The organism is Streptomyces sp. NPDC002773 (assembly GCF_040295605.1).
Taxonomy (GTDB): domain Bacteria; phylum Actinomycetota; class Actinomycetes; order Streptomycetales; family Streptomycetaceae; genus Streptomyces.
Genome location: NZ_JBEOVO010000030.1, coordinates 35,482 through 60,588, shown reverse-complemented (window position 1 = coordinate 60,588; position 25,107 = coordinate 35,482). Strand labels below are relative to the sequence as shown.

The 25,107-nt window shown below is 73.8% G+C and carries 23 protein-coding genes; 20 read left to right on the top strand and 3 right to left on the bottom strand.

Translation table 11 applies throughout. From position 1 onward, the window contains the following. Positions 1-11: 11 nt before the first annotated feature. Both ABT034_RS28210 and ABT034_RS28205 read right to left on the bottom strand, forming a co-directional pair. Complete coding sequence (locus tag ABT034_RS28210; RefSeq protein WP_351219868.1) at positions 12-1,229, bottom strand: sensor histidine kinase; 1,218 nt, start codon at positions 1,227-1,229, stop codon at positions 12-14. Positions 1,230-1,357: 128 nt separating this feature from the next. Next, positions 1,358-2,017, bottom strand: coding sequence for a response regulator transcription factor (locus ABT034_RS28205; RefSeq protein ID WP_351219867.1), 660 nt, complete (start codon positions 2,015-2,017; stop codon positions 1,358-1,360). Between the two features lie 89 nt (positions 2,018-2,106). Between ABT034_RS28205 and ABT034_RS28200 the strand changes: the two genes are divergently transcribed. From ABT034_RS28200 to ABT034_RS28165, 8 genes are all read left to right on the top strand, one after another. Continuing rightward, positions 2,107-2,616, top strand: a complete 510-nt coding sequence (locus ABT034_RS28200) for a hypothetical protein (protein ID WP_351219866.1) — start codon at positions 2,107-2,109, stop codon at positions 2,614-2,616. After that, the gene (locus ABT034_RS28195; RefSeq protein WP_351219865.1) at positions 2,613-3,710 is read left to right on the top strand and encodes an efflux RND transporter periplasmic adaptor subunit; all 1,098 of its coding nucleotides are present in this window, start codon (positions 2,613-2,615) and stop codon (positions 3,708-3,710) included. The genes ABT034_RS28200 and ABT034_RS28195 overlap by 4 nt, the downstream gene beginning before the upstream one ends. Beyond that, the gene (locus ABT034_RS28190) at positions 3,707-4,432 is read left to right on the top strand and encodes an ABC transporter ATP-binding protein (protein ID WP_502973073.1); all 726 of its coding nucleotides are present in this window, start codon (positions 3,707-3,709) and stop codon (positions 4,430-4,432) included. Before ABT034_RS28195 ends, ABT034_RS28190 begins: the two co-directional genes overlap by 4 nt. Continuing rightward, on the top strand, positions 4,429-5,637 hold the full coding sequence (locus tag ABT034_RS28185; RefSeq protein ID WP_351219864.1) for an ABC transporter permease: 1,209 nt from the start codon (positions 4,429-4,431) through the stop codon (positions 5,635-5,637). The genes ABT034_RS28190 and ABT034_RS28185 overlap by 4 nt, the downstream gene beginning before the upstream one ends. A gap of 65 nt (positions 5,638-5,702) precedes the next feature. Beyond that, positions 5,703-6,305: a hypothetical protein gene (locus tag ABT034_RS28180; protein ID WP_351219863.1), complete on the top strand. Its 603-nt coding sequence runs from the start codon at positions 5,703-5,705 to the stop codon at positions 6,303-6,305. Between the two features lie 322 nt (positions 6,306-6,627). Beyond that, positions 6,628-7,275 (top strand): helix-turn-helix transcriptional regulator, encoded by a 648-nt coding sequence (locus tag ABT034_RS28175; protein ID WP_351219862.1) that lies wholly within the window; start codon positions 6,628-6,630, stop codon positions 7,273-7,275. Beyond that, positions 7,275-7,940, top strand: a complete 666-nt coding sequence (locus ABT034_RS28170) for a Pvc16 family protein (RefSeq protein WP_351219861.1) — start codon at positions 7,275-7,277, stop codon at positions 7,938-7,940. Before ABT034_RS28175 ends, ABT034_RS28170 begins: the two co-directional genes overlap by 1 nt. A 116-nt stretch (positions 7,941-8,056) precedes the next feature. Beyond that, positions 8,057-10,108: an ATP-binding protein gene (locus ABT034_RS28165; RefSeq protein ID WP_502973074.1), complete on the top strand. Its 2,052-nt coding sequence runs from the start codon at positions 8,057-8,059 to the stop codon at positions 10,106-10,108. A 90-nt stretch (positions 10,109-10,198) separates the two neighbouring features. Here the strand turns inward: ABT034_RS28165 and ABT034_RS28160 are convergent, their stop codons facing one another. Next, entirely contained in the window at positions 10,199-11,893 is a 1,695-nt protein-coding gene (locus ABT034_RS28160; RefSeq protein WP_351219860.1) for a peptidoglycan-binding protein, read from the bottom strand. A gap of 228 nt (positions 11,894-12,121) precedes the next feature. Here ABT034_RS28160 and ABT034_RS28155 point away from each other — a divergent pair, with 228 nt between their 5' ends. From ABT034_RS28155 to ABT034_RS28100, 12 genes are all read left to right on the top strand, one after another. Then, positions 12,122-13,708 carry a phage tail sheath family protein gene (locus tag ABT034_RS28155; protein WP_351219859.1) on the top strand — a complete coding sequence of 529 codons (1,587 nt, stop codon included), beginning with the start codon at positions 12,122-12,124 and terminating at the stop codon, positions 13,706-13,708. Between the two features lie 96 nt (positions 13,709-13,804). Next, positions 13,805-14,248 carry a phage tail protein gene (locus ABT034_RS28150; protein ID WP_073814308.1) on the top strand — a complete coding sequence of 148 codons (444 nt, stop codon included), beginning with the start codon at positions 13,805-13,807 and terminating at the stop codon, positions 14,246-14,248. Further along, positions 14,248-14,670, top strand: a complete 423-nt coding sequence (locus ABT034_RS28145) for a hypothetical protein (protein ID WP_351219858.1) — start codon at positions 14,248-14,250, stop codon at positions 14,668-14,670. The genes ABT034_RS28150 and ABT034_RS28145 overlap by 1 nt, the downstream gene beginning before the upstream one ends. Then, the gene (locus ABT034_RS28140) at positions 14,667-14,819 is read left to right on the top strand and encodes a DUF6760 family protein (RefSeq protein WP_351219857.1); all 153 of its coding nucleotides are present in this window, start codon (positions 14,667-14,669) and stop codon (positions 14,817-14,819) included. The genes ABT034_RS28145 and ABT034_RS28140 overlap by 4 nt, the downstream gene beginning before the upstream one ends. A gap of 2,328 nt (positions 14,820-17,147) precedes the next feature. After that, positions 17,148-17,726, top strand: coding sequence for a hypothetical protein (locus ABT034_RS28135; RefSeq protein ID WP_351219856.1), 579 nt, complete (start codon positions 17,148-17,150; stop codon positions 17,724-17,726). 50 nt (positions 17,727-17,776) lie between these two features. Continuing rightward, positions 17,777-18,214: a phage tail protein gene (locus ABT034_RS28130; protein WP_351219855.1), complete on the top strand. Its 438-nt coding sequence runs from the start codon at positions 17,777-17,779 to the stop codon at positions 18,212-18,214. Between the two features lies 1 nt (position 18,215). Continuing rightward, on the top strand, positions 18,216-18,956 hold the full coding sequence (locus tag ABT034_RS28125; protein ID WP_351219854.1) for a CIS tube protein: 741 nt from the start codon (positions 18,216-18,218) through the stop codon (positions 18,954-18,956). Further along, complete coding sequence (locus ABT034_RS28120) at positions 18,953-20,767, top strand: VgrG-related protein (RefSeq protein WP_351219853.1); 1,815 nt, start codon at positions 18,953-18,955, stop codon at positions 20,765-20,767. The genes ABT034_RS28125 and ABT034_RS28120 overlap by 4 nt, the downstream gene beginning before the upstream one ends. A 33-nt stretch (positions 20,768-20,800) precedes the next feature. Next, positions 20,801-21,199, top strand: a complete 399-nt coding sequence (locus ABT034_RS28115) for a GPW/gp25 family protein (protein ID WP_351219852.1) — start codon at positions 20,801-20,803, stop codon at positions 21,197-21,199. 10 nt (positions 21,200-21,209) lie between these two features. Continuing rightward, positions 21,210-23,195 (top strand): putative baseplate assembly protein, encoded by a 1,986-nt coding sequence (locus tag ABT034_RS28110; RefSeq protein WP_351219851.1) that lies wholly within the window; start codon positions 21,210-21,212, stop codon positions 23,193-23,195. Then, positions 23,192-23,761, top strand: a complete 570-nt coding sequence (locus tag ABT034_RS28105; protein ID WP_351219850.1) for a phage tail protein — start codon at positions 23,192-23,194, stop codon at positions 23,759-23,761. The genes ABT034_RS28110 and ABT034_RS28105 overlap by 4 nt, the downstream gene beginning before the upstream one ends. Before the next feature lie 5 nt (positions 23,762-23,766). Continuing rightward, positions 23,767-25,002: an NADase-type glycan-binding domain-containing protein gene (locus tag ABT034_RS28100; RefSeq protein WP_351219849.1), complete on the top strand. Its 1,236-nt coding sequence runs from the start codon at positions 23,767-23,769 to the stop codon at positions 25,000-25,002. The last annotated feature ends 105 nt before the right edge of the window (positions 25,003-25,107 follow it).

Below are 25,107 nucleotides of genomic sequence, written 5' to 3'. Positions count from 1 at the left end.
CGGGGGCCGCGTCAGCCGCCCGTCCCAAACCGCACCCGTACCGTCAGGCCGCCGCCCTCCGCGTTGGGGAACGCCTCCGTCGTGGCGTCGTGGGCGCGGGCGATGGATTCGGCGATGGAGAGGCCGAGGCCCGCGCCTTCGCCGGGGGTGTGGGCGCGGGCCGTGAGGCGGCGGAAGGGTTCGAAGAGGAGGGGGACGGTGGCGGGCGGGATCTCGGGTCCTGTGTTCGTCACCTCGATGCCGTCGGGGCCGGTACGGACCTCCACGCGGCCGTCCGGGACGTTGTGGCGTACACCGTTCACGACCAGGTTGTGGACGAGCCGGTCGAGGAGCACCGCGTCGCCTTCGACGGTCAGCGGGTCGGCCCGGACGGTCAGCCTCACCCCGCGCTCCCGTGCCTCGGTCGCCAGCGCGTCCACGGCCTCGCGGGCCACCTCGTGCACCGCCACCGGAGTGCGCTCCCGCAGCCCCTGGTCGGAGGCGGCGAGCAGGAGCAGGCCTTCGATGATCCGTTCGCTGTCGTCGGCGACCTCGATCAGTTTCGCCCGGATGCGGGCGACCTTCTCGGGGGGCGGATCGCCCGCGAGCCCGATCTCCGCCGCCGCCCGCTGCACGGCGACGGGGGTGCGCAGCTCGTGTGCCGCGTTCGCCGCGAACCGCTGTTGCGCGGAGACGAGACCCTCCATGCGGCCGAGCATGCCGTCGAAGGTGTCGGCGAGCCGCTTCAGCTCGCCCGGCGGTCCATCGAGGGCGATCCGCTCGTGCAGGTTCTCGCCGGAGAGCCGACGGGCCGTCTCGGTGATCACGGCCACCGGCCTGAGCACCCGCCCGGCCATCCACCAGGCGAGCGCGACCGAGAGGACCGCGTAGGCGAGGAGGACGAGCAGCGAGACCGTCAGAAGCCGCTCGAGGGCCGCCGACTCCGCCGCGTCGCTCACCGTCCGGGTGATCGCGACCGCCTGGCCGGCGATCCGGCCGCCCCCGGTCGGGGCGGGGCTCGCGGGACCCGGGCTGGCGGGCACGGCGGGCACGGTGGTCGGGAAACCCGTCGGGTACGGGCTCGGCAGGTCCCCAAGACGCTGCGCCGGTACGGCTCCGGTGATGGCGAGGCTGATCGACGAGTAGAGGCCCTCCTTCACGAGGAGGTACACGACTCCGGTCAGGAGGGCGCCGGCGAGGAGGAGGAGTCCGCCGTAGAGGGCTGTCAGCCGGGACCGCTCCCCCGTCATCAGGCGGAGCCGCCCCCTTGTCCTCCGTCGGAGCCGCTCCACCGTCGTCCGTCGGGGCCGCTTCCCCGGCGTCGGTCGGGGCCGCTCCCCCCTCGGTAGCCGGGACCTGGTCCCGGTTGTCCTCCGCTTCATGACGCGATCCGGTAGCCCGAGCCCGGCACCGTCTCCACGACCGGCGGCTCGCCGAGTTTCGCCCGCAGTTTGCTCAGCGTCACCCGTACCGCGTTCGTGCGGTAGCTGGTGTTCTCCTCCCAGACCTGCTCGATCAGGTCCTCGCCGCTGACGACCGCTCCCTCGGCCCGGAGCAGCGACTCGAGGACCGCGAACTCCTTCCGGGACAGGTGCAGGTGGCGCCCGTCGCGGCTGGCCTGGCGGCGGGCGGTGTCGAGGACGATCCCGGCCCGTTCCAGTACGGGTGGCAGCGCGGGCCGGGCGCGGCGGCCGAGCGCCAGGACGCGGGCGAGCAGCTCGTCGTACGCGAAGGGTTTGGTCAGGTAGTCGTCGGCGCCGAGGCCGAGGCCCTCCACCCGGTCCCGTACGGTGCCCGACGCCGTCAGCATCAGGACCCGCGTCATCAGCCGCTGCTCGACGACGCGGCGGCACACGTCGTCGCCGTGCATTCCCGGCAGGTCGCGGTCCAGGACCAGGACGTCGTACTCGCCCAGCCGCAGCTTCCGCAGGGCTTCGGGGCCGTCGGCCGCGACGTCCACGGCGAGCGCGTCGCGGCGCAGCCCCTCGGCGATCATCTCGGCGAGAAACGCCTCGTCCTCCACCACCAGTACACGCATGTCTCCTGTGTATCCGAGAGGGACCTTTCGCCGGTGTAAACGAAACCGCTGAGGGAAACGAAACATCCCTTCGCGGCACGCTCCACGCCATGACGATTCGACGGATCACCCGGGCCGCCGCCGCCACTTCCCTGGCCGCCGCCCTTTCCCTTCTCACCGCCGCCTGTTCCGGCTCTGACTCCGGTTCCTCCGGGAGCGGGAAGAGCGACGGGAGTGTGAGCGAGGAGGGCAAGAAGGCCGACCAGGCCTTCGAGCACCGCAAGTGCCTGCGCGAGCAGGGCCTCGACGTGCCCGAGCCCAAGCCGGGCGAGCAGGGCGTCGGGCTCACCATCGGCGGCGACGGCATGTCGAAGGAGAAGATGGAGAAGGCGTTCAAGGCCTGCCAGGGCAAGGCGGGCGGCGCCGGGTTCGGCAAGGAGCCGACGCAGGCCGACAAGGACAAGGCGCTCGCGTACGCGAAGTGCATGCGGGAGAACGGCTTCAACATGCCCGACCCGAAGTTCGACGGGGGCGCGCAGCCGGCCATGCGGATACCGGAGGGCCCGGAGAAGCAGAAGTTCGACAAGGCCGCCAAGGCCTGCGAGGGCGTGGCCCGATGAGCGGCGGCCGGGAGCGCCCGATGGCCCGGCGCCGGCTGGTCCTCGCCCTCGCGGCGATCGTCGCCGTCGCGGGCGGCGGCGCCGCCGTCACCGCCGTGTCCGCGCCCGACGAGCCGCAGGACGGGAAGGGCCGCTCCGCCGGCTCCGAGGGGCTGCCGCGCGCGACGGCCCCCGTCACCCGGGGCGACCTCAGCGACAGCTCCCAGCAGGACGGCACGCTCGGGTATCTCGGCGAGCGGAAGATCAACGCGGGCCCGGCCGGGGTCCTCACCTGGATCGCGGCCCCCGGCTCGGTCGTGGAGCGGGACGAGCGGCTGTACGAGGTCGAGGGCGCCCCGGTCCGGCTGATGTACGGGGCGGAGCCCATGTACCGGACGCTGAAGAAGGGGGACAAGGGCAAGGACGTGCGCCAGCTGGAGGAGAACCTCGCCGCCCTCGGGTACGTCGGCTTCGACGTCGACGAGGAGTACACGGCGAAGACGGCGGCCGCCGTCAAACGCTGGCAGAAGTCCCACGACCTGAAGCAGACGGGCACGATCGGTCCGGACCGGATCGCCTTCGCGGGCAGTGCCGTACGGGTCAAGGAGGCGGCTGCCGCACCGGGCGACCGGACCGCGCCGGGGGGTCCTGTGCTCACCGTGACCGGCTCCGAGCGGGTCGTACGCTTCGACATCCCCGTGTCGGAGGCGGCGTCGGCGCGGGTCGGGACGCGGGTGAAGGTCCGGCTCCCGGACGGCACGGAGTTGCCGGGGAAGGTGTCGGCGGTCGGGAGGACCGCGTCGGCGGGCGACGACCCGCAGGACACGACGCCGAAGGTCCCCGTCACGGTCTCCTTCGACGAGCCGGGGAAGGTCAGGGGCATCGACCAGTCCCCGGTCACCGTCGACCTCGCCGGTGAGACGCGCCGGGACGTCCTGTCCGTACCCGTCAACGCGCTGCTCGCGCTGCCCGGCGGCGGGTTCGGCGTCCAGGTCGTCGAGAACGGCACGGTCCGGGACGTGGGGGTCGAGCTCGGCATGTTCGGACAGGGCCGGGTCGAGGTCAGCGGCGCCGGGCTGCGCGAGGGCATGAAGGTCGGGGTGCCGTCCGCATGAGTACGGTGATGAGTACGGCCATGGAGACGGCCGCGAGCACGGTGGTGCGGCTCTCCGGAGTCACCAAGGAGTACGCGGGCGGGGTCCGCGCCCTCGACGGCGTCGATCTCGACGTCGTCGAAGGGGAGTTGCTGGGGATCGTCGGACCGTCCGGATCGGGCAAGTCGACGCTGCTGCACATCGTCGGCACCCTGGACCGGCCCAGTGCCGGGACGGTCGAGATCGCCGGGCACGACATCGCCTCGCTCTCGGACCGCAGGCTGTCGGCGCTGCGCGCCCGGCGTATCGGCTTCGTCTTCCAGGCCTTCCATCTGGTGCCGGGCGTGGGCGCGCTCGAGAACGTGGCCGAGGGGCTGCTGTACTCCGGGCTGCCCCGGGCCCGGCGGCGGACGATGGCCGCCGAGGCGCTGGCCCGGGTGGGGCTGGCCGACCGGATGGGGCACCGGCCGCACGAGCTGTCGGGCGGGCAGAAGCAGCGGGTCGCCATCGCGCGGGCGGTGGTCGGCGAACCGGCCCTGCTGCTGGCCGACGAGCCGACGGGGGCGCTGGACTCGGCCTCCGGTGAGGCGGTGATGGAGCTGCTGCGCGAACTGAACGCGGAGGGAGCGACGATCGCCGTCATCACGCACGACTCGGAGATCGCGGGGCGGCTGCCGCGGCAGGTCCGGATCCGTGACGGGCGTGTGGTGGCGGACACGGCGCGTGGAAAGGTCGCGGCATGAGGTCCCGTACCCGCGCCTCGCTGAGGGCCGCCAGGCTCGGCCCGCGCGATGTCCTCCACGTCGGCTCCGCCGGGCTGCGGAGCCGGCCCGTCCGGGTGGTGCTTTCGGCGCTCGGCATCGCCATCGGGATCGCGACGATGATCGCCGTGGTGGGCATCTCGGCTTCCAGCCAGGCCCAGTTGCTCAGGCAGCTCGACGCGCTCGGCACGAACATGCTGGTCGCCAAGCCGGGCGAGGGCATGTTCAGCGGGCAGGTGGTCAAGCTGCCGAAGGACGCGGTGGGCATGGTCGGCCGGATCGCGGGCGTCGAGGAGGCCGCCGGGACCGGCGACCTCAAGAGCTCGGTGCGCCGCTCCGAGAAGATCCCGGAGGGCGAGACCGGCGGGATCGCGGTGAAGGCGGCCACGGAACGGCTCCTGGACGTGCTGCGCGGCGGTACGGCCTCCGGTACGTGGCTGAACGCCGCCAACGGCCGCTATCCGTCCGTGGTCCTCGGCCATGTCGCGGCCGAACGCCTCGGCATCACGCGGCCGGGCCAGCAGGTGTGGATCGACGACCGGTACTTCACGGTCATCGGTGTCCTCGCCCCGCTGCCGCTCGCCCCGGAGATCGAGCGCTCTGCGCTGGTCGGGTGGGAGGGCGCGGGTCGGCTGCTGGGCTTCGACGGCCATCCGACGGCGGTGTACGAGCGGTCCACGGACGCGTCCGTACGGGACGTCCAGCGGCTCCTCGCGCCGACGATCGACCCGCGGAACCCGCAGAACGTGTCGGTCGGTGACCCGTCCTCGGCGCTCAAGGCCAAGGCGGCGACGGAGGGCGCGTTCTCCACGCTGCTCCTCGGTCTCGGCGGGATCGCGCTCCTGGTGGGCGGGGTCGGCGTCGCCAACACCATGATCATCTCGGTGCTCGAACGCCGGCACGAGATCGGGCTGCGCCGGTCCCTGGGCGCGACCCGGGGCCAGATCAGGATCCAGTTCGTGACGGAGTCCCTGATGCTGTCGGGCCTCGGCGGCCTCGCGGGGGTGGCCCTGGGCGGGGCGGCGACGGGCGTGTACGCGTCGACGGGCGGGCTGCCCTGGGTCGTACCGCTGTGGGCGGTGGGCGGCGGCTTCGCCGCGACGCTCGCGATCGGCACGGTCGCGGGCCTCTATCCGGCGGTCCGGGCGTCACGGCTGTCACCGACGCTGGCGTTGGCGGCGGCATAGGGGCAGCGCAGGGGAGGGCGTAATCCGGTCGCCCGGGGCGGGGCGGGCCTGGCAGGGTGTCGCTCATGAGTTCCGAGAGCGCGCGCCCCGGACCGGATCGCCACCTCGACAACGGCACGTGGCTCGCCTGGTTCACCGGGCGGGTGCACGTGGTGTGCCCGAGGTGCGGTGGCCGGGCGCTCGTCGTGGCCCGCCCCGATGTCGCGGCGCCGGAGTATTTCAGCGCTCGGCACTTCCTGCCTCGGCGTCTCGTCTGCGCCGGCTGCGGTGCGCTCGCCGACTGGACGGCCGAGCAGCGGGGAACCGCGTTGGTCGGTGCGGTGCCCGGTGGGACCGAGGACCCCTTCTTCCGGCGGCCGCTCTGGCTGCAGACCCGTTGCGCGGGGCGGATCCTGTGGGCCTACGACGAGGAGCACGTCGACGCTCTCGCCGCTTACGTGGGCGCCCGGCTGCGCGAGCGTAACGCCTCCCCGACGCTGTCGATGTTCGCGCGGCTGCCCGTCTGGATGAAGACCGCGGACCACCGCGACGAGGTGATGGCCGGTCTGGCGACGCTCAGCGCCCTGGCTGGGCGCTCGGCGCCCGCCGACCGCTCCGACGCGGCCCACGAGCACGGTTACCGCCCGCGCCACCACGGAAGCGTCCTGTGCCGGGGCGGCCCGTACTAGGAGCCGCGTCCGGTGCACCTGCGTCCCCGCACGTGACGGGGACCACACGGACAACGGTTGGTGGGACGGGAGCGACGGGGTTCCGAACAGCGGCAGTAGAACGTTAGCGCGACGCCAGTGGGACGTGAGTCGCGTACGGGAAGCTGGGCGGGACCAAGTGCGGCCGACCGGTGCGTCGGCCGCTGTTCAGTAGACCTCGGGGGCTCACCATGCGTGCCGATCAGCCGGCGGGAGATGCCGGAGCGGCCGTCTCAACGGTCGTTCCCGGGCGCCCTGCCGCGCCCGGACCGTCGAGGCGAGTGAGAAAGAGCAGGTAGGGGAAGTGCTCACCAAGCCGGTGACGGTGACCGTCCACGCGTCCGATCCGCTGAGTCGGGCGGGGCTCATCAGCCACCTCCGGCATCAGCCGACCGTCGACGTCGTCCCTGACCAGGACGACGGGAGCCGGAGCGAGCCGGCGGTCGCCGTGATGCTCGCGGAGCGGATCGACGAGCCCACCACGGCCGAGCTGCGGCGCCTGCTGCGCGGCAGGGAGCAGCGGGTCGTGCTCGTCGCGCGCGAGCTGCGCGAGCCGGACCTGCTGTCCGTCGTCGAGTACGGCGTGCGTGCCATCATCTGGCGCCATCAGGCCACCGAGCAACGCCTGTTGAGTGCCGTGCACAGTGCGGCGCGCGGCGACGGCGAGCTGCCGCCGGACCTGGTCAGCCGTCTGCTCAACCAGGTCGGGCGCTTGCAGCGGGCGACGACGGGAGCGGCCGGCGGCGGGGCGGCGCCGCTCTTCGGGATGGCACCGCGCGAGGTGGACGTCCTGCGGCTCCTCGCCGAGGGGCTCGACACCCGGCAGATCAGCGAGAAGCTCGCGTACTCCGAACGCACCGTCAAGAACATCCTGCACGCGCTGATGACGCGTCTCCAGCTCACCAACCGGGCGCATGCCGTCGCGTACGCGCTCCGCGAAGGCTACATCTGATGATCCATGAGATCGACGAGGCCCTGCGCCGTCTGCTCGCGCCCGCCGTGACCGGCGACGTCGCCTTCGACGCGCCGACCCGTGACTGGGCGGCCCGCCGCAACGCCCCGACCCTGAACGCCTATCTGTACGACATCAGGGAGGACGTGGCGCGGCGCGAGCGCGGCGCCTACGCCGAGCGGGACGCGGGCGGCGCCGTGACGCGCAGGCGTCAGCCACCGCGCTGGTTCCGGCTCTCCTATCTGGTGACGGCCTGGACCTCCCGGCCCGAGGACGAGCACCGGCTGCTCGCGGGCGCGATGGCCCTGCTGCTTCCGCACGAGGTGCTGGCCGGCGACGCCGTGCCGGAGTCGGTGCGCCCGATCACCGCGTCCCTGCCGCTCACCGTCGCGGTACCGCCCGCCGAGTCGCGGTCGCTCGCGGACATCTGGTCGGCGCTCGGCGGCGAGCTCAAGCCCTCGCTTGACGTCGTGATCACCACTCCGTTCCCGGTCACTCCGGTGTACGACGTGGCGCCGCCGGTGACCGAGGCGGAGATCGTCGTGCGCGGGACGGACGGCGTGCCCGCCGCGACCAGGCCCCGGATGATCCGGCGCGCGGGGAGCAAGGGCGGCGGCTCCACGAGCGCTGCCGAGGGCGACGCGAAGGGCAGGGCCGGGGCATGAGCGATCGCGAAGGGGCGGGGCTCGGCGTGAGCGATCACGGTGGGCCGGGCCTCGGCATGAGCGACCACGATGGGCCGGGCCTCGGTATGCGCGACCACGATGGGCCGGGCCTCGGCATGAGCGACCACGATGGGCCGGGCCTCGGCATGCGCGCTCCTCAGGGTGTGCTGGGGCTGGTCTTCGCGCTGCGGGCGCGGGTCGCGGCGCTCGTGGACGCCCGCAGCGCGGGCGATCCCACGGCGGGCGATCCGTTGCGCGGGCTGTACGTCAGCGAGGAGGCGGCCCGTCGGTCCGCCGCGGAGCCGCTCCCCACCGGGGTGGACGAGACCGGTCTGCCTCTGTCCCTGCCGCTGCCGGATGTCGGCCGGGCGGATCGGCTCGGCGAGTTGGCGCGGTCCTTCGGGCTGTCCCCGCTCGACGCGCACATCCTTCTCGCGGCGCTCGCGCCCGAGGTGGACCGGGGTTTCGAGACGTCGTACGGGTATCTCAACGACGACGTCGGGCGGCGCCGCGCCACCGTGGCCCTCGCCCTCGGTCTCGCGGGCACCGGCCCCTCCGACGTGGCCGCCCGCGACCGCTTCCACCCGGCGGCGCCGTTGCGCTCCGGCGGTCTCCTCGACGTCGAGGACGAGGACCGGCCGCTGCCCGGACGGGCGCTGCGCGTACCGGAGCGGGTGGTGGCCCATCTGCTGGGCGACGACAGCCGGCTGGACGGCGGGCTGGAGGGCGCGGGAGTCGAGTTGCTGACCGGCACCGGCCCGGACCTCGCCGGTACGGACGTGGGCACGGCGCCCACCACGCTCGGCGCTCGGGTCGCGGCGGCCGGGCCCGTCACCGTACATCTGCGGGAGCGTGTTCCCGGGGCCGCCACCGGCGCGGTGGTGGCCGCGCTGCTCGGCGCCGGGCGTCCCGTACTGCGGTACCGGCCGGAGTCCGTCGACGTCGAGGCGGCGCGGGTCCTGCTGCGGGAGGCCCGGCTCCGCGGCGCCGGCGTGGTCGTCGAGCCGCTGCCGCCCCGGCCCGGTCCGCTGGTGCGCGTCCTCGCCTCGTCGGGGACGACCGTGGTCCTCGCCGGGACCGACGCCCCCGACCCGGGGTGGGCTCCGGGCGCGGAGCTACTGGCTCTTGACGCGCCGGAGGACGCGGCGGACCCCGGCGGTCTGTGGCAGCGCGAACTCGGCGCCACGGAGGGCGACTTCGACCTGGACGAGGCCGTCGCGCCGTACCGCCTCAGCGGCGACCAGGTCCGTCGGGCGGCCCGTACGGCGCGGGCGCTCGCCGCGTTCGAAGGGACGGCGCCGACCCTGGCGCAGGTGCAGCGCAGTGCCCGGCTGGTCTCGGCGCCGCTGCTCGACAGCCATGCGCGACGGATCCGGCCGGCCGTCGGCTTCGCCGACATCGTCCTGCCCGAGGAGCCCTTGTCGTTGCTGCACGAGCTGACCGGCCGGGCCCGCCACCGGGACCGGGTGCTCGGCGAGTGGCGGCTGCGCACCGGCGGCGGCCGGGGGCGCGGTGTCGTCGCGCTGTTCGCCGGGGAGTCGGGTACCGGCAAGACGCTCGGTGCCGAGGTGGTCGCCGGCGAACTGGGCCTTGACCTGTACGTGGTGGACCTCTCGTCGGTGGTCGACAAGTACGTCGGCGAGACCGAGAAGAACCTGGAGCGGATCTTCGTCGAGGTGGACCGCACGGACTGCGTACTGCTCTTCGACGAGGCCGACGCGGTGTTCGGGAAGCGGTCGGAGGTGAAGAGCTCGCACGACCGCTACGCCAATCTGGAGAGCGCCTATCTGCTCCAGCGTCTCGAGGCCTTCGCCGGGATCGCGGTGCTCACGACCAACCTCCGGGCCAACATCGACGAGGCCTTCACGCGCCGGCTCGATCTGGTCGTGGACTTTCCGTTCCCGGACCCCTCGCAGCGGGTCTCGCTCTGGCACTCCTGCCTCGCGGGCACGCCGAAGGCGGCGGACGTGGACGAGGAGATCGTGCGCTGCGCCAAGGAGTTCGAGCTGGCGGGCGGCGCGATCCGGTCGGCCGCGGTGACGGCCGGCTACCTGGCGGCGGCCCGTGGTGCGGCGGTGACCGGCGCGGACGTACGGGCCGGGGCGCGGCGCGAGTACCAGAAGGCGGGGCGGCTGGTCCTGGACGCGACGGCGCCCTGGGCTCCGTGACGTCATGACGTGCAGGAGGGGGCCACCCGCGTACGGGTGGCCCCCTCCTGCTGTCGCCTCACGTGCCCCTCAGGTCACAGGGTCACATCGTCAGATGACGCTGCCGCCGAGCATCTTGCGGAGCGTCGGCCAGTCGACGTCGCCGGTCGCCGGGAGGCCGACGGCCGCCTGGTAGGCGCGGATCTTCGACTCGACCTCGGCGCTGTAGCGGCTGGTGGCGTCCTTGTCCGAGCGGAAGTGGTCGATGCCCCGCTGGGCGTTGACGCGTGCCCGCTGGAAGTCGGCGTCGCTGTAGTCGCGGTTGTACGCCGCCCAGAACGCGGCCATCAGCTGGGTCGTCTCCCACGAGGTGGTGCCCGACCGCACCTTCTCCGGCGTGATGCCCTGCGCCCACAGCGAGGTCAGCGTGGCCCGGCCGAGGGTGCCCACCTGGTCCGTGTGGAAGATCGCGGCGGAGTTCTTGCCGTTCTCCTCACCGTCCTTGACGACGGCCCGCTGGTAGCAGGCGAGGGACGCGCGGGTCGGGGCGTCGATCACGCCCGGGGTCCAGCCGGGCTTCAGCCGGCAGACGTTGCTGGTCGCCATGTGCGCGAGGCGTTCCTGCGCGAACTCGACGACGAGGTCCTTCGGTGATCCGGGGACCCAGGGCGGCACGGGCTGCGGGGCGACGGGCGGGGCCGGGGGCTGCTGGTTCCCTCCGTCGCCGCTGTCCGACGGCGGTACGGTCGCTCCGCCGCCGTCCTGGCCCCCACCGTCCTGGCCCCCGCCGTCCTGCCCTCCGCCGTCCTGGCCACCGCCGTCCTGTCCGCCCCCCGTCGAGCCGCTCCCGGAGCCGCTCCCGGGGTCGCCGTTCTGCCCGCCGTCCCCGTCGGCCGGTGGCGGCCCGCCGTCCATGAGGGGCGGAGGAGCGCCGGGCGTCTTCCCCCCGGGCGTGGGCCCTCCGGCCCCACCGGGCGGTGGCGGGGCGTCGGGCAGCTCGTTGCCGGTCCCCTGCGGCGCGGGCCTGGGCGCGGCGGACGCCCGGCTCTCCTTCGCCGCGCTGACGATCTTCGGCGAGAAGTTGAACCAGAGCACGACGAAGGCGATCGCGGCGGTCAGGAGGAGTCCGCCCACCACCATGAGCCAGTTCCCGAGGACGGGGCGTTGGTCGAAGGTGGCGTCGAGTTCGAGCGCGGTGTCGTCGCCGGCCCGCCGTACGGCCACGGTGAACCGGTGCGACTCCTCGGCGCCGGTCCACCGCACGGCCTCGGGGCGGACCACGAGCTCGCCGAAGGCGGCACGGCCCGGGGCGATCTGCACGGCGTTCGGCCGTACGTCGAAGGTGAGCCGGTTGGTCTCGTCACGCGCCACGAGTGACGCGGTCAACGGCGTGTTGCCGAGGTTGTCCACGGCTATCCGGGCCCGACCGCGGAAGCGGCCGATGAGCGCCGGCGGCAGCAGTTCGGCACGGGTCTCGGTGAAGGGCGTGATGGTCAGCCGGCCCTCCACCACGTCGCGGGCGGCGGCGTTCTCCCGGGGGTCGACGCGGACGCCGTACGCGAGGGGCCCGGCCTCCACGTCGGAGGAGCGGGGCGGGGCGAAGGAGATCTCGGCGGTCCCCTCGCTGCCCGGGTAGAGGCGGAGTACGTCCGGCTCCACCCGGGACCAGCCCGAGGGTTTCCCGACGAGGGAAAGGCGGTACTCCTCGACGGTGTCGCCGGTGTTCCGTACCCGCAGTCGGGCGCCGGCGCGCGCTCCGGGCTCGACGGTCACCTCGGCCGGGTCCAGAGAGGTCCACATGGTCATGGGCGAACGTTAAGGGCGCGGGGGTGGCCTCCGGCTGCCCGAACGTCCCTGTCCGGGGGCAGTGCTCCGTGCCCCCGCAGCCCCCGGGTCCGGCCGGGCAGAGCGGTGTCCGTGAGGGCAGCCGTCGCTGCCCTCACGAGCGCCCCTTCCTCCCTCGTCGGGGCGGTGGCGGAACGGCGAGAGTCGGAAGCGTACGACCGCTGTCCACGGCCGAGGAGAACACGCGCCATGCCCACGTACCTGTCCCCCGGCGTCTATGTCGAGGAAGTCGCCAGCGGCTCCCGTCCCATCGAGGGCCTCGGGACCTCCGTCGCCGCCTTCGTCGGCCTCTCGCCCGCCGGGCCGCTGAACGAGCCGGTGCTCGTCACCAACTGGTCCCAGTACGTGGCGGAGTTCGGTGACTTCACGGACGGGTACTACCTCGCCCACTCCGTGTACGGCTTCTTCAACAACGGCGGCACCGCCGCGTACATCGTGCGCGTCGGCGGTGGAGACGCCCAGGGTGCCACGCGGGCCGTCGGATCGGCCGCCGCCGTCGCCGCCGCGCCGCAGCTCGTCGCCGGTGAGGCCGTGGCGCTCGGCACCTTCCGGGTCGCCGCGATCGCCGCCGGTTCCGAGGCCGGCGGGGCGCTCACCGTCGAGGTGCAGGACGTCGAGGGCGAGACCGAACGCTTCAAGCTGGTCGTCAAGGACGGCGAGAAGGTCGTCGAGAGCTTCGACGCCTCCGCCAAGAAGAGCGCCCGCAACTACGTGGTCGCGCAGGTCAAGCAGCGCTCCAAGACCATCGTCCTGGAGGAGGCCGCGGCCGGCGGGCAGCTCGCGAAGCCCGACGCGCAGGCGGTGACGCTCGCCCCGCCGGCGCAGGTGGCCGCTCCGGTCCCGGCGCGGGCGGATGCCGCCGCCGCGCTCGAGTCCGGGCAGTTCATCGGTGACTCGGCCGACCGCACCGGCTTCGGCGGCCTCGAGGCGTTCGACGAGATCAACATGGTCGCCGTGCCCGACCTGATGGCCGCCTACCAGCAGGGGCTCATCGACCTGGAGCAGGTCAAGGCCGTCCAGCTCGGACTCATCGCGCACTGCGAGCTGATGGGTGACCGGATGGCGATCCTCGACCCGCCGCCCTCCCTCAACGCCCGTGACATCCGCAAGTGGCGCCAGGAGATAGCCGGTTACGACTCGCGGTACGCGGCCCTGTACTACCCGTGGATCAAGGCCTTCGACCCGGCGAGCGGCCAGACCCGCACGGTGCCGCCGTCCGGTCACATGGCCGGCGTCTGGGCCCGCAACGACTCCGAGCGCGGTGTGCACAAGGCCCCCGCCAACGAGATCGTGCGCGGCGCGGTCGATCTGGAGCTCCAGATCACGCGCGGCGAGCAGGACCTGCTCAACCCGGTCGGCGTGAACTGCATCCGCGCCTTCCCGGGCCGTGGCATCCGGGTGTGGGGCGCGCGGACGCTGGCGTCCGATCCGGCCTGGCGCTACCTGAACGTCCGCCGCTACTTCAACTACCTCGAGGAGTCGATCCTCGTCGGCACCCAGTGGGTCGTCTTCGAGCCCAACGACCCGTCGCTGTGGGCCCGTATCCGCCGCAACATCTCGGCCTTCCTCGTCAACGAGTGGCGCCAGGGCGCCCTGTTCGGCCAGCGCGCCGAGGACGCCTTCTACGTGAAGTGCGACGCCGAGACGAATCCGCCGGAGTCCGTCGACCTGGGCCGTGTGGTGTGCGAGATCGGCATCGCGCCGGTGAAGCCCGCCGAGTTCGTGGTCTTCCGCCTCGCGCAGTTCCCGGGGGGTGGCGGTGAGCTGGAGGAGTAGTCCTCCGCCGGTCTCGCACGCGCGCCTTCCTCACGCGCCTTCCTCATGTCCCTCCCCCATCCCTCCCCCTCCCTCTCATGAACAGGAGTGACCGTCATGTCCCTCGACACCGGTGACGCCCTCACCACCCACAATTTCGGCCTGCAGATCGACGGCGTCATGGTCGAGACCCTTCAGGAGATCAGCGGCCTCTCGATGGAGCAGGACGTCATCGAGTTCCAGCAGGTCTCGGCGGACGGCAAGCCGATCATCAAGAAGCTTCCCGGTGTGAAGAAGGCCGGTGAGTGCACGGTGACCCGCGGCGCCACGCAGTCCGCCGCCTTCACCGAGTGGATCACGTCCTCCATCGCCGGCGACATGGGCTCGGCCCGCAAGGACGCGTCCATCATCTTCCTGGACTACCAGCTCACCGAGGTGAAGCGGTACAACCTGCGCAACGCCTGGTGCACCAAGGTGGAGCTGAGCGCGACCAAGGCCGGTGACGCCGCGGCCCTGACCGAGCAGGTCACCATCACCTTCGAAGAGCTGACGCTCGGCTGATGCGACGCGAAGGAGGAGCGGCGGGCGCGCAGCAGGGCCGTCAACAGGAGGCGCTGCGCACGGAGTTCGAGTTCGAGCTGCCGCGCGGCTTCGTCGACGAGGCGGGCACGGTGCACCGCACCGGGGCGATGCGGCTGGCCACCGCCAGGGACGAGCTGCTCCCGCTGCGGGACATCCGGGTCCGTGAGAACCCGGCGTACCTGTCCGTGGTGCTGCTCGGCCGGGTGATCACCCGGCTCGGCACGCTCCCGTCGGTCCACGACGGAACGGTGGAGAACATGTTCGCCTCCGACCTCGCGTTCCTCCAGGACTTCTACCGGCAGATCAACGCGGAGGGCCACACCAGGGCCGCCGTCGCGTGCCCGCACTGCGAGGAGTCCTTCGAGGTCGAGCTGGCCGGGAGCCGCCTGGGGGAATCGTGACGTACGCGGCCGACCGGATCGAGGAGGAGACCGCGTACCTCGCCTTCCACTTCCACTGGGACATGGACGACATCCTCGATCTGGAACACGCGGACCGGCGGCGGTACGTGGCACAGGTGGCGTCGCTGGTGGAGCGGTCCCAGGCGTAACAGCGGTACAGGGAGAGGAGGTCGGAGGAGACGGTGGGGATGTTCGAGAGATGGCGGGTGTCGCGCGGAGCGCGGGCCGGGAGCGGCGGGGACAGCACCGCGCCCGTCGCTCCGGCGGCGGCGCCGGGCGACGCGTGGCGGGGCCTGCCGCCCGTGCAGCGGGTCCTGGACGCCACGCCGCGCACCATCGCGGAACACGGCTTCGCCGCGTCGCTCGCGACCCACTGGAACCCCTCCTTCCAGAGCGACCTGGGCCATGGGGCGGTGCCTGACGCGCCCGGTGGCGTATTCCTCGACGCGGTACGCCCCGTACAGAGGTCGGCGACCGCCCCCGAGACGACGGAACTGCCGGGGCTACGGCTGCCGGTGGCGGGGACGGGACCGGAGCAGGGCGCGGGGCGGGCTTCGGGGTCGGGGTCGGGGCCGGTTGCGGGGCGCGCTGCGGAGTCGGGGCCGGTTTCCGGGCCGTCTTCCAGGCCGGGCCCCGGGGCGGCTGCGGGTTCGGCTCCGGGCCGCGCGAGCGGGTCGGAGGTGTCGGGGGCCGTGCGTCGTCAGGCCACGCCCTCGACGGTTCAGCGAGCGACCGCGGCTCCGACCGAACGCAGCGCAGAGGTGGTTCGTCCGGTACGGGGCGGGGCTTCGCCTGCTCCGGTACGGGGCGAGGCCACGACTCCCGTACGGGGCGGGGCGTCCGCCACGCCCGTACGGGGTGGCTCCGCTGCGCCCGTACGGGGTGGCTCCGCTGCGCCAGAACCGGGCGGGGTCACGGCTCCCGTAAGGGGCGGGGGTTCCCCGGCCCCGGTACGGGGTGAGGTTCCTGCCTCAAAACCAGCTGACGCTGCGCCTCCCGCGCGGCGTGAGGCATCCGCCGCACCCGTACGGGCGACGGCAGCGACTCCCGTACAGCGTGAGGCTTCCCCGACTCCGGCACGGGGGGACGCTCCTGCGGCACCAGAACCGGCTGCAGTCGCGCCTCTCGTACGGCGTGGGGCTTCCCCCGCTCCCGTACGGGGTGAGGGCGCGACTCCTGTACAGCGTGAGGCCTCCCCCGCGCCGGTACGGAGTGAGTCTGCGGCACCAGAGCCGAGCAAGGCTGCGCCTCCGGTACGGCGTGGGACTTCCGCCGCACCCGTACGGGGTGCGGCAGCCACTCCCGTACGGAGCGACGCGACGGCCACACCCGGTCGGGGTGCGGCAGCGACTCCCGTACAACCTGCGGCTGCCCCCACTCCCGTACGGGGTACAGCTCCCGCTACACCCGTACAGCGTGCGGCAGCGGGCACCGCACGCGGCGACGTGACGGCCGCACCCGGCCGGGGTGACGCTGCGGCTCCCGTACAACCCGCGCCTGACCCCGCGCCCGTACGGGGCACAGCTCCCGCTACACCCGTACAGCGTGCGGCAGCGAGCCCCGCACCGGCCGCGCCCGTACGAGGTGCGGCAGCGTCTCCCGTACGACCTGAAGCTGCCCCCGCTCCCGTACGGCGCCCGGCAACAACTCCTGTACAGCGTGATGCGATGGCCGCACCCGCACGGGCCGAAGCCTCCCCCGGTGCGACTGCCCCCGCACCCGCGCCAGGTGGCAGCCTGCCTCGGGCGTCGGCGGCGCGGCCCGCCGCTGGGGTCGTCCAGCGTGGTGCCGTGCCCGTGCCCGTGGGCGGACCCGCCCCGGTCGTTCGGACGACCGTGTCCGAGACGGGGGTCGTGCCGCTTGCCGGCGGAGCCGCGTCCCCTCGGCCCGTTCGTCGTTCGCCGCTCGTCTCCGCCCGGCCCGTACAGCCGCTACGTCGCCTCGCCCCGGCCGGCGCGGCACCCGTCCAGCGGGCGCAAGCCCCCGCCCCCGCCCCCACGACCGCCCCGGAGCCCTCGGCTGCCGGGCGGCCCCAGAACGTCCCGGGCCCCGATTCCCCCGTCGGGCCCGGGACTCCTCCCCACGGTGCGGACCCCGCTCCCGTACAGCGCCGCCCTGCTGTGCGCCGCACCCGGCGCGCTCCGGGCGGCGACTGGAACACGGCCGCGTCCACGCCCCCGCCGGGCCCGGGCCCGACGCCTCCGACCGCCCCCGCCCCGCCGGGCCTCGGAGCCCCCGTGCAGCGCGCGGCCGCCGACGCACCCGCCCCCCGTACGAACCCCGCACCCCGACGATCGCCGATCGGCGCGCCCCTCACCCCGGCGGCGTTCTCGGATCGGGTCCAGAGGGCGCCCGCGCCCGAGTCCACGCCTCCCGCAGCGCCGGGCCCCGCGAGCCCGGCGCCGCCGACGGCCGTGACGCAGCACGCCGCGGCCCCAGCGCCCGTCGGGGCACCGGTCCCCGCCCCGCTTCCCGTCGTGCAGCGGGCCCCGGCCGCACCCCAGCCGCCGAGCGCCGCCGACTCCCCCGCTCCGCCGGCCGGCCAGGACCCACCTGCGCTGCCGCCCCGGCCCGCGCCCGTCGTCGCCCTCACCGATCTGCCCCGCGCCACCGCGCCCGCCGTCCAGCGGCGGGCCACGCTTCCGCTCGCCACGACCCGGCCGCTCACGCCGAGTCTGCCGGGCGCCGCGAACGCGCCCGCCCACCCCCGTACCCCTCCCTCCGCCGCGCGGCCCGTCGTCCTCCCGGTCGCGGTCCAGCGTCAGGCCGCTCCCGCGGCCGCCCCCGCGCCCGACGTCCCCGTCGCGGCCCCCGCCCCGCTCCAGCGGACCACCGGCGGCCCCGCCCCGGCAGCGCACGCCCCCCGCGCCACCCCGGTGACCCGGACCGCCGTCCAACGCTCCGCCGAGCTCCCTGGCCCTACCACGGACACCGAATCGCCCGGCCAGCTCGACGAGTTGGCCCGCCGGCTCGTCGCCCCGCTCTCGCGGCTCCTGCGCGCCGAGCTCCGCGCAGACCGTGAGCGGGTGGGCCGGCTCCGCGACCACGGTCGCTGACCGGCGCTCCGCCCACCGCCCGACACCGACTATCCGAGAGACCCGCCACCATGCCCCAGCAGCAGGACCCCGCATCCACCGTCTTCTTCAAGCTCAGCATCGACGGCCAGGACCTCGGCCTGTTCAACAGCTGCGACGGTCTCTCCTCCGAGGTGGAGGTGGAGCAGCGTCGGGAGGGAGGGAACAACGGCTTCGTCTGGCAACTCCCCACCCGCGTCACCTTCTCCACCATCCGCCTCACCCGCCCCCTCACCCCCGATACGGCCAAAGTCGCCGCCTGGGTCTCGTCGCTCGCCACCGGCATCACGCGTCCGACGGCGCAGATCGCGGCGCTGCGCGCCGACGGATCGCTCGTCGCCCAGTGGGGCCTGGTGGAGGTGCTGCCGGTCCGCTGGACGGGCCCGACCCTGGACCCGTCCAGTCCGGCCGTCGCGACCGAGACCCTGGAGATCGCGCACCACGGCTTCACCGACGCGGGAGGCTCCTGAGATGGCACCGTCGTTCGGCGGCCTGATCGCCAGCGGTCTCTCCCGTGCGTCGCTCGCCATCCACCAGCCGCCCACGGACCTTTCGAGCAACTACGGCGGCAAGCTCGGCGAGGTGAAGTTCGAGTTCAACCCGGACCAGCTCCAACTCAGCCGGTCCGCGAGCTGGTTCACCGAGCAGGCCGTGGCGTACGACCGGGGCGCGCCGCCGAAGTTCACCGGCAGCCAGCCGGCCCAGCTCCAGCTGGAGGTCTTCCTCGACCGTTCCGGCGACCCGTCGTCGAACGATGTGAAGCAGCAGGTGGAGCTGTTGCTCTCGTGCTGCGAGGTGACCCAGCAGAGCATCAGCGCGAAGGCGCCGTCGCCGCCGTGGGTGCAGTTCACCTGGGGGGCGTTCTCGACGGTGCAGTTCGTCGCGTACGTCACCTCGGTCTCCGCGACGTACACCCTGTTCAGCCCCAGTGGCATGCCGATCCGGGCCACCTGCTCGCTCGCGCTCACCGAAATCTCCAGCGCGACCAAGAAGCAGAACCCGACCTCGGGCGCGCTCTCGGCCCGCCGGGTGCACCGCACGGTCGCCGGGGACTCCCTCGCCTCCCTCGCCTGGCGGGAGTACGGCGACGCGACGCTCTGGCGTGTCATCGCCGAGGCGAACCGCATCGACGACCCGATGCGGCTGCGGCCCGGCACGGAACTGCTGCTCCCGTCCACCACCGAAACGCCGGAGACCGAGGGCGCCCCATGAGCGAGAAGACCTTCACCACCGTCCTCCACGTGCAGCTCGACGGCACGCCGCTGCCGGACCCGCTCGCGGTCCGCCTGACCGAGGGTTGGGTGGACGCCAGCGTCAACGTCCCGTCCGCCTTCCAGCTGACCTTCGGCGACAAGGACGGCACCCTCACCACGAAGTTCCCGTTCCTCAAGGTCGGCGCGATGGCGGTGCTGTCCCCGTTCACCGACGGGAAGCTCGGCGAGCCCATGCTCACCGGGGAGGTGACCGCCGTCGAGGTGGACACGGCGCCCGGCCACGGCCGGTATCTGATCGTGCGCGGGTACGACCCGGGGCACCGGCTGCTGCGCAGTCGGCGCGTCGAGGGCTATCCGAACATGACGGCATCCGACATCGTCAGGAAGCTCGCCGCGCTCAATCGCATCCCGCTCGGCCGGATCGACGCGACGCCCACCGTGTACGAGCTGGCCACCCAGCCCAACATCACCGACTGGGACTTCCTGTCCCGGCTCGCGCGGGAGAACGACGTCCGTCTCTCGCTGGATCCGGCGGGCCGGCTGGTGTTCGCGGCCCTGCCCCCGGCCTCCTCCGCGCCGGCCGACACGACACCTGCGGCGGTCAGCCCGTACGTCCTGGACTTCGGCAGCAACACCCTCCAGAGCCGGGTGTCCGTCACGGCCGCGGGGCAGGTCGGCACGGTGGACGTGCGGGGCTGGGATCCGCGTACCAAGCAGGCGCTGTCCTCTCCGACGCCGGCCGTCGCGAGCAAGGAGATCGTCTCCGACATCACCCCGGCGCAGTTGTCGGCGCCGTTCGGCCCGGCCGAACTGGCCTCTACGGACACGCCGTTCACCACGCAGTCGGAGGTGACGCGGGCGGCTACGGCGCTCGCCGACGACGTCACCGGGTCGTTCGCGGAGCTGGAGGTCGCGGTCACGGGCAATCCGGCGCTGAAGCCGGGGCAGCCGGTGGCGGTGAAGGGCGCGGGTTTCCCCTTCGAGGGGCGGTACACCGCCACCGGGGTGCGTCATGTCTTCGCTTCGGGGCGGCAGTTCACGACCTGGCTGACCGTGTCCGGTCGGCAGTTCCGTTCGCTGTACGGGACGGCTTCGGGCGGTGGGGAGGCGGCGCCGCCGATGCCGGGCGTCGCGGTCGCGCTTGTCACCAATACGAAGGATCCGCTGTCGCAGGGTCGGGTCAGGCTGCGTTTCCCGTGGCTGTCGGCGACGTACGAGAGCGGTTGGTGCCGGGTCGCCCAGCTGGGCGGTCGCGGGGGTGGCGGGCTCGTCCTGCCGGAGGTGGACGACGAGGTGCTGTGCGCCTTCGACCGGGGGTCGCTCGAGCATCCGTACGTCCTGGCGGGGCTGTACAACGGCGTCGACCGGCACACCCCGGCGACCGACCGGGTGCCGCCCGTCGATCCGACCAGCGGGCGGGTCCAGTGGCGTGCGCTGACCTCGCGCACGGGCCACACGGTGGAGCTGCGGGAGGAGGGCGGCCGGACGCGCGCCTCGCACGGCATCCGGCTGCGCACCGCGAAGGGCGGGCTGAGCGTCGAGCTGAACGAGGCCCGTACGACCTTGACCATCGCCAGCGACGGGACGGTCACGATCACGGGGGCCCGGGGGGTCACGGTCGAGTCGGGGACCGATCTGACGCTCTCCGCGAAAGGCCGGATCAAGCTCGACGCGGGGCTCGGCGTGGACATCAAGGCCGGGGTGAAGTTCAAGGTCTCGGCGCTGACGCAGGCCGTGGTCAACGCGCCGATGTTCGTGACGTCGACCGTCCCGATGCCGAACCCCGTCGCGGCGAACCTGCCGTTCTGACGGTCGGTCATCCGGTCCGGAGGAGGACTTTTCTTGAGTGAGCATTTCGTCGGCGCCGGGTGGGCCTTCCCGCTGCGGACCGGCCCGAGCGGTTCCATCGCTCTCGTCCGGCGCGACCGGGAGATCGAGGAGTCGATGCGGCTTGTGCTCGCCACGGCTCCGGGCGAGCGGCCGATGCGGCCCGAATTCGGCTGCGCTGTGCACGAGTTGGTGTTCGCCCCGGTCAACGACGCGACGATGGGCCGGGTCCGGTACGAGGTGTTGTCCTCGCTCGACCGCTGGGAGCCGCGCATCGACGTGGAGGAGGTGACGGTCTCGCCCGCGCCCGGTGAGCCGACCACGCTGTACATCGACGTCCGCTACCGGGTGCGCGGTGCCAACAATCCGCGCAACCTCGTCTTCCCCTTCTACGTCATCCCCTCCGAGGACTGAAAGAGCCGCCATGGCCCTGCCCGCACCCCATCTCGACGACCGGCGCTTCCAGCAGTTCGTCGACGACGCCAAGCGCTACATCCAGCAGGCGTGCCCCGAGTGGTCCGACCACAACGTCTCCGATCCGGGCGTCACCCTGGTCGAGGCGGTCGCGCACATGGCGGACCAGCTCGTCTACCGCCTCAACCGGGTCCCGGAGAAGAACCATCTGGCTTTCCTCGACCTGCTCGGCGTGACCCTGTTCCCGCCCGCCGCCGCCCGGGCCGAGATCACCTTCCGGCTGTCCGCGCCGCAGCCGGAGCCGGTGGTGCTGCCCACCGGGACGGAGGTGTCCACCGGGCGTACGGAGACGGAGGAGGCGGTGGTGTTCGCGACCACCGCCGATCTGTCCGTCGTGCCCTGCACGTTGACGCACCTCGTCCGCCAGGAGGCCGGGGGCACGCCGGAGGACCGTTCCCAGGATCTGCTCGGCGGCGAGGACGTACCGGCCTTCTCGCCGTCGCCGCGCGTCGGTGATCTGCTGCTGTTCGGTCTCTCCGCCGCCGTGCCGGACTGTCTGCTCGTCCTCGACCTCGACAGCCGGGTGGACGGCGTCGGCGTGGACCCGCGCCGGCCGCCGCTGGTGTGGGAGGCGTGGACGGCGGCCGAGGGCTGGGTGGCGTGCGAGGTCGACGAGGACAGCACGGGCGGGCTGAACCGGCCGGGTGAGGTGGTGCTGCACCTGCCGTCCGGGCACGCGGTGTCGCGGCTCGGCGGGCATGAGGCGGGCTGGGTGCGGTGCCGGGTCGTGGAGCCCGCCGAGGGCCTGCCGTCGTACAGCGAGTCGCCGACGGTACGGGCCGCGGGTGCGTTCACCATCGGCGGCACGGTCCGCGCGGCGCACGCCGAGACGGTGCGCGACGAATCGCTCGGCGAGTCCGAGGGTGTGGCCGGGCAGCGGATGCGGCTCGCGCACGCGCCGGTCGTGGACCGTCCGCCGCTTCTGCTCCAGGTCGCCGAGCGGGCGGACGGCGGCGCGGACGAGGAGGACGAGGCCGGCTGGCAGGAGTGGAGCGTCGTCCGTGACTTCGCCTCGTCACGCCCCGGGGACCGGCATGTCACCCTGGACGCGACCACCGGCGAGATCGCCTTCGGGCCGTGCGTGCGCCAACCGGACGGCACCCTACGGCAGTTCGGGGCGGTGCCGCCGAAGGGCGCGGCGATCCGCGCGGTGCGGTACGGCACGGGAGGCGGCCGGGCGGGCAATGTGGCCCGCTCCACGATCACCGTGCTGCGCAGTTCCATCCCGTACATCGCGCGGGTGGAGAACCGTGAGGCGGCGCGGGGTGGAGTGGACGGCGAGACCGTCGAGGAGGCGAAGTCCCGGGCGCCCATCAGCCTGCGGGCTCAGGAGCGGGCGGTCACCGCCCGGGACTACGAGGAGCTGGCGCACCGGGCGGCGCCCGAGGCGGCGAGGATCTCCTGTCTCGCGGCGGACGCGGCCGAGGCGGGCGAGAACGCGGTGCGGGTCCTGGTGGTGCCGCAGGCGGTGCCGGACCGGGGCGGGCGGCTGCGGTTCGAGCAGCTCGTCCCGGGCGAGGAGCTGCTGTCGCGGGTGACCGGCTTCCTCGACGAGCGGCGTCCCCTGGGCACCCGGCTGGCGGTCGGGCCGCCGTTCTACCAGGGGGTGACGGTGGTGGCGACGCTGCACTCGTTCCGGGCGGCCGAGGCGGAGCGCGTGCGTGCCGAGGCGCTCGACACGCTGTACGCGTACCTGGATCCGCTGACGGGCGGGGCGCACGGCGAGGGGTGGCCGTTCGGGCGTCCGCTGCGGGCCGGGGAGGTCTTCGCGGCGCTCCAGCGGGTGCCGGGGGTGGAGCTGGTGGACGAGGTGCTGCTGCATCCGGCGGACCCGCTGACCGGGCGCAGGGGTGACACGACGGACCGGATCGAGCTGGCGCCGTCGGCGCTGCTCTTCCCGTTCGACCACCGTGTCCGTGTGATCGAGGCGCGGTGAGCGGGTCCGCGCGGGGTACGGTTCCGGGGCTCGCGTCGCCGTACCCGCTGGGGGCGGCGCTGCCCGCCGTGTACGCGGAGGACGACTTCGGGCAGCGGTTCGTGTCCGGTCTCGACGTCGTCCTCGCGCCTCTCTTCAACGTCCTGGACTCGCTGGAGGCGTACTTCTCACCCGCGCTGGCCCCGGCCGACTTCGTGGACTACCTCGCGACCTGGGTCGGGGCGGAGCTGGACGGCGGCGAGCCGCTGCCGCTGCGCCGGCACGCGGTCGCCTCCGCCGTGGCGCTGCACCGGGTCCGCGGCACGCGGCAGGGCCTCGCGGCGGCGGTCCGGCTGGCGTTCGGGGTCCCCCCGGAGATCACCGAGAGCGGGGGTGCGAGCTGGTCCGCCGGTCCGCTCGGCCCGTTCCCGGGGACGCCGGTGGCCGGGCTGCGTGTCGTTCTCCGGGTCGCCGACCCGGCCGCCGTCGATCCGCACCGACTGCGGGCGGTCGTGGCCGCGGCCCGTCCCGCGCACCTGCCGTTCACGGTGTCGGTGACCACTTCTCGTACATCCGAAGGAGCTTGACCCTGATGAGTGACGTGTCCCAGTCCCGTCCCTGCCCGGACTGCGCGAGCCCGGTGCGTACGTCGGGCCAGTCGTTCTGCGACAGTTGCGGAGCGTTCCTGCGCTGGGACGCCCCGGCCGGCGGGACCTCGTCCGATGCCGGCGCGGCGGCCCCGGAGGCTCCGGTCGGCGGGGCGCACGACGGTGCGGCGGCTGCTTCCGGGCCGCGGCCGGAGCCGTCCCCTTCCCCCTCACCGTCCCCGTCCCCGTCCCCGGAAGCTGCACCGGCATCGGCATCGGCCGACGCCGGTGCGGCCGACGGCCCGGCCTCCGTCGATCCCGAGGAGGTGACCGCGCCGCTGCCCGCCGTGGACCCGTCCGCAGAGGGGCCCGCGCCCGCCGCGCCACCGGCGGACGGGCCTTCGGACACGCTCGTACGCTCCCTTCTCGTCCCGGTGCCGGGGAACCGGCCCGGGGAGCCGGCCGTCGCCGCGCCCGTGCTGCCCGCGCGGCCGGAGGCGGCGCGTCCGACGGTCCGGGCGGCCGAGGCGCCGACGCCCGTCCAGGGCGGCACCCCGTGCCCGGCCTGCTCGCTCGCCAACACCCCGGGCCGTCGCTTCTGCCGCTTCTGCGCGACCCCGATGGTCCCCGAGCAGCTCTCCACGGCCGAGGGCCCGTACGCGGGCCGGCGTCCCGGCCTGCACCGCGACCGGAGCCGCTGGATCGTGCGGGCCCTGATCGCCGCGGGGGTCGTGGCCGTGGTGGTCGGCGGTGTCGTCGGCGGTCCTCCCGCCGTCCGCGCGGTCCAGGACCACTTCGCCACCCGGGTCCCGGTGCACCCGGTCGCCTGGGCGGCCTCCCACTCGGCGCCGAAGCAGGAACCGAAGCTGGTGGGCGACGGCTACTCCAACACCTGGTGGGGCACGGGGTACGCGGGTGACTCGGCCGGACAGTACCTGGAGGCCCGTTTCGCCGAGCCGACCGATCTGCTGAGCGTCCTGATCACCCCCGGCAGTTCGAAGAACACCACCCAGGCGGACGGTCAGGCGACGCCGCGCACCTTCGACCTCGTGGTCAGGGACTCCTCGGGCGAGACGCGGGTCTCGCAGCACCGCATCAACGACGGCGGCACCCAGCGGGTCGACGTGCGGGTGCGGGACGCGCTGTCGGTGCAGCTGGTGCTGCGGACGGCGTGGCGGGCGGACCCGCGCAAGCAGGTGGCCGTCGCGGAGCTGGAGTTCTTCGGCCGATCGGTCAACTGACGCCCGTCGTCCCCGTGGTCCGGCCGGGCCGGTGTTCCTCCCCGGCCCGGCCGGACCGCTCGCAGCCGGTGACGACACCGCTGACCGTCGCCTCGGGGCCGTGCC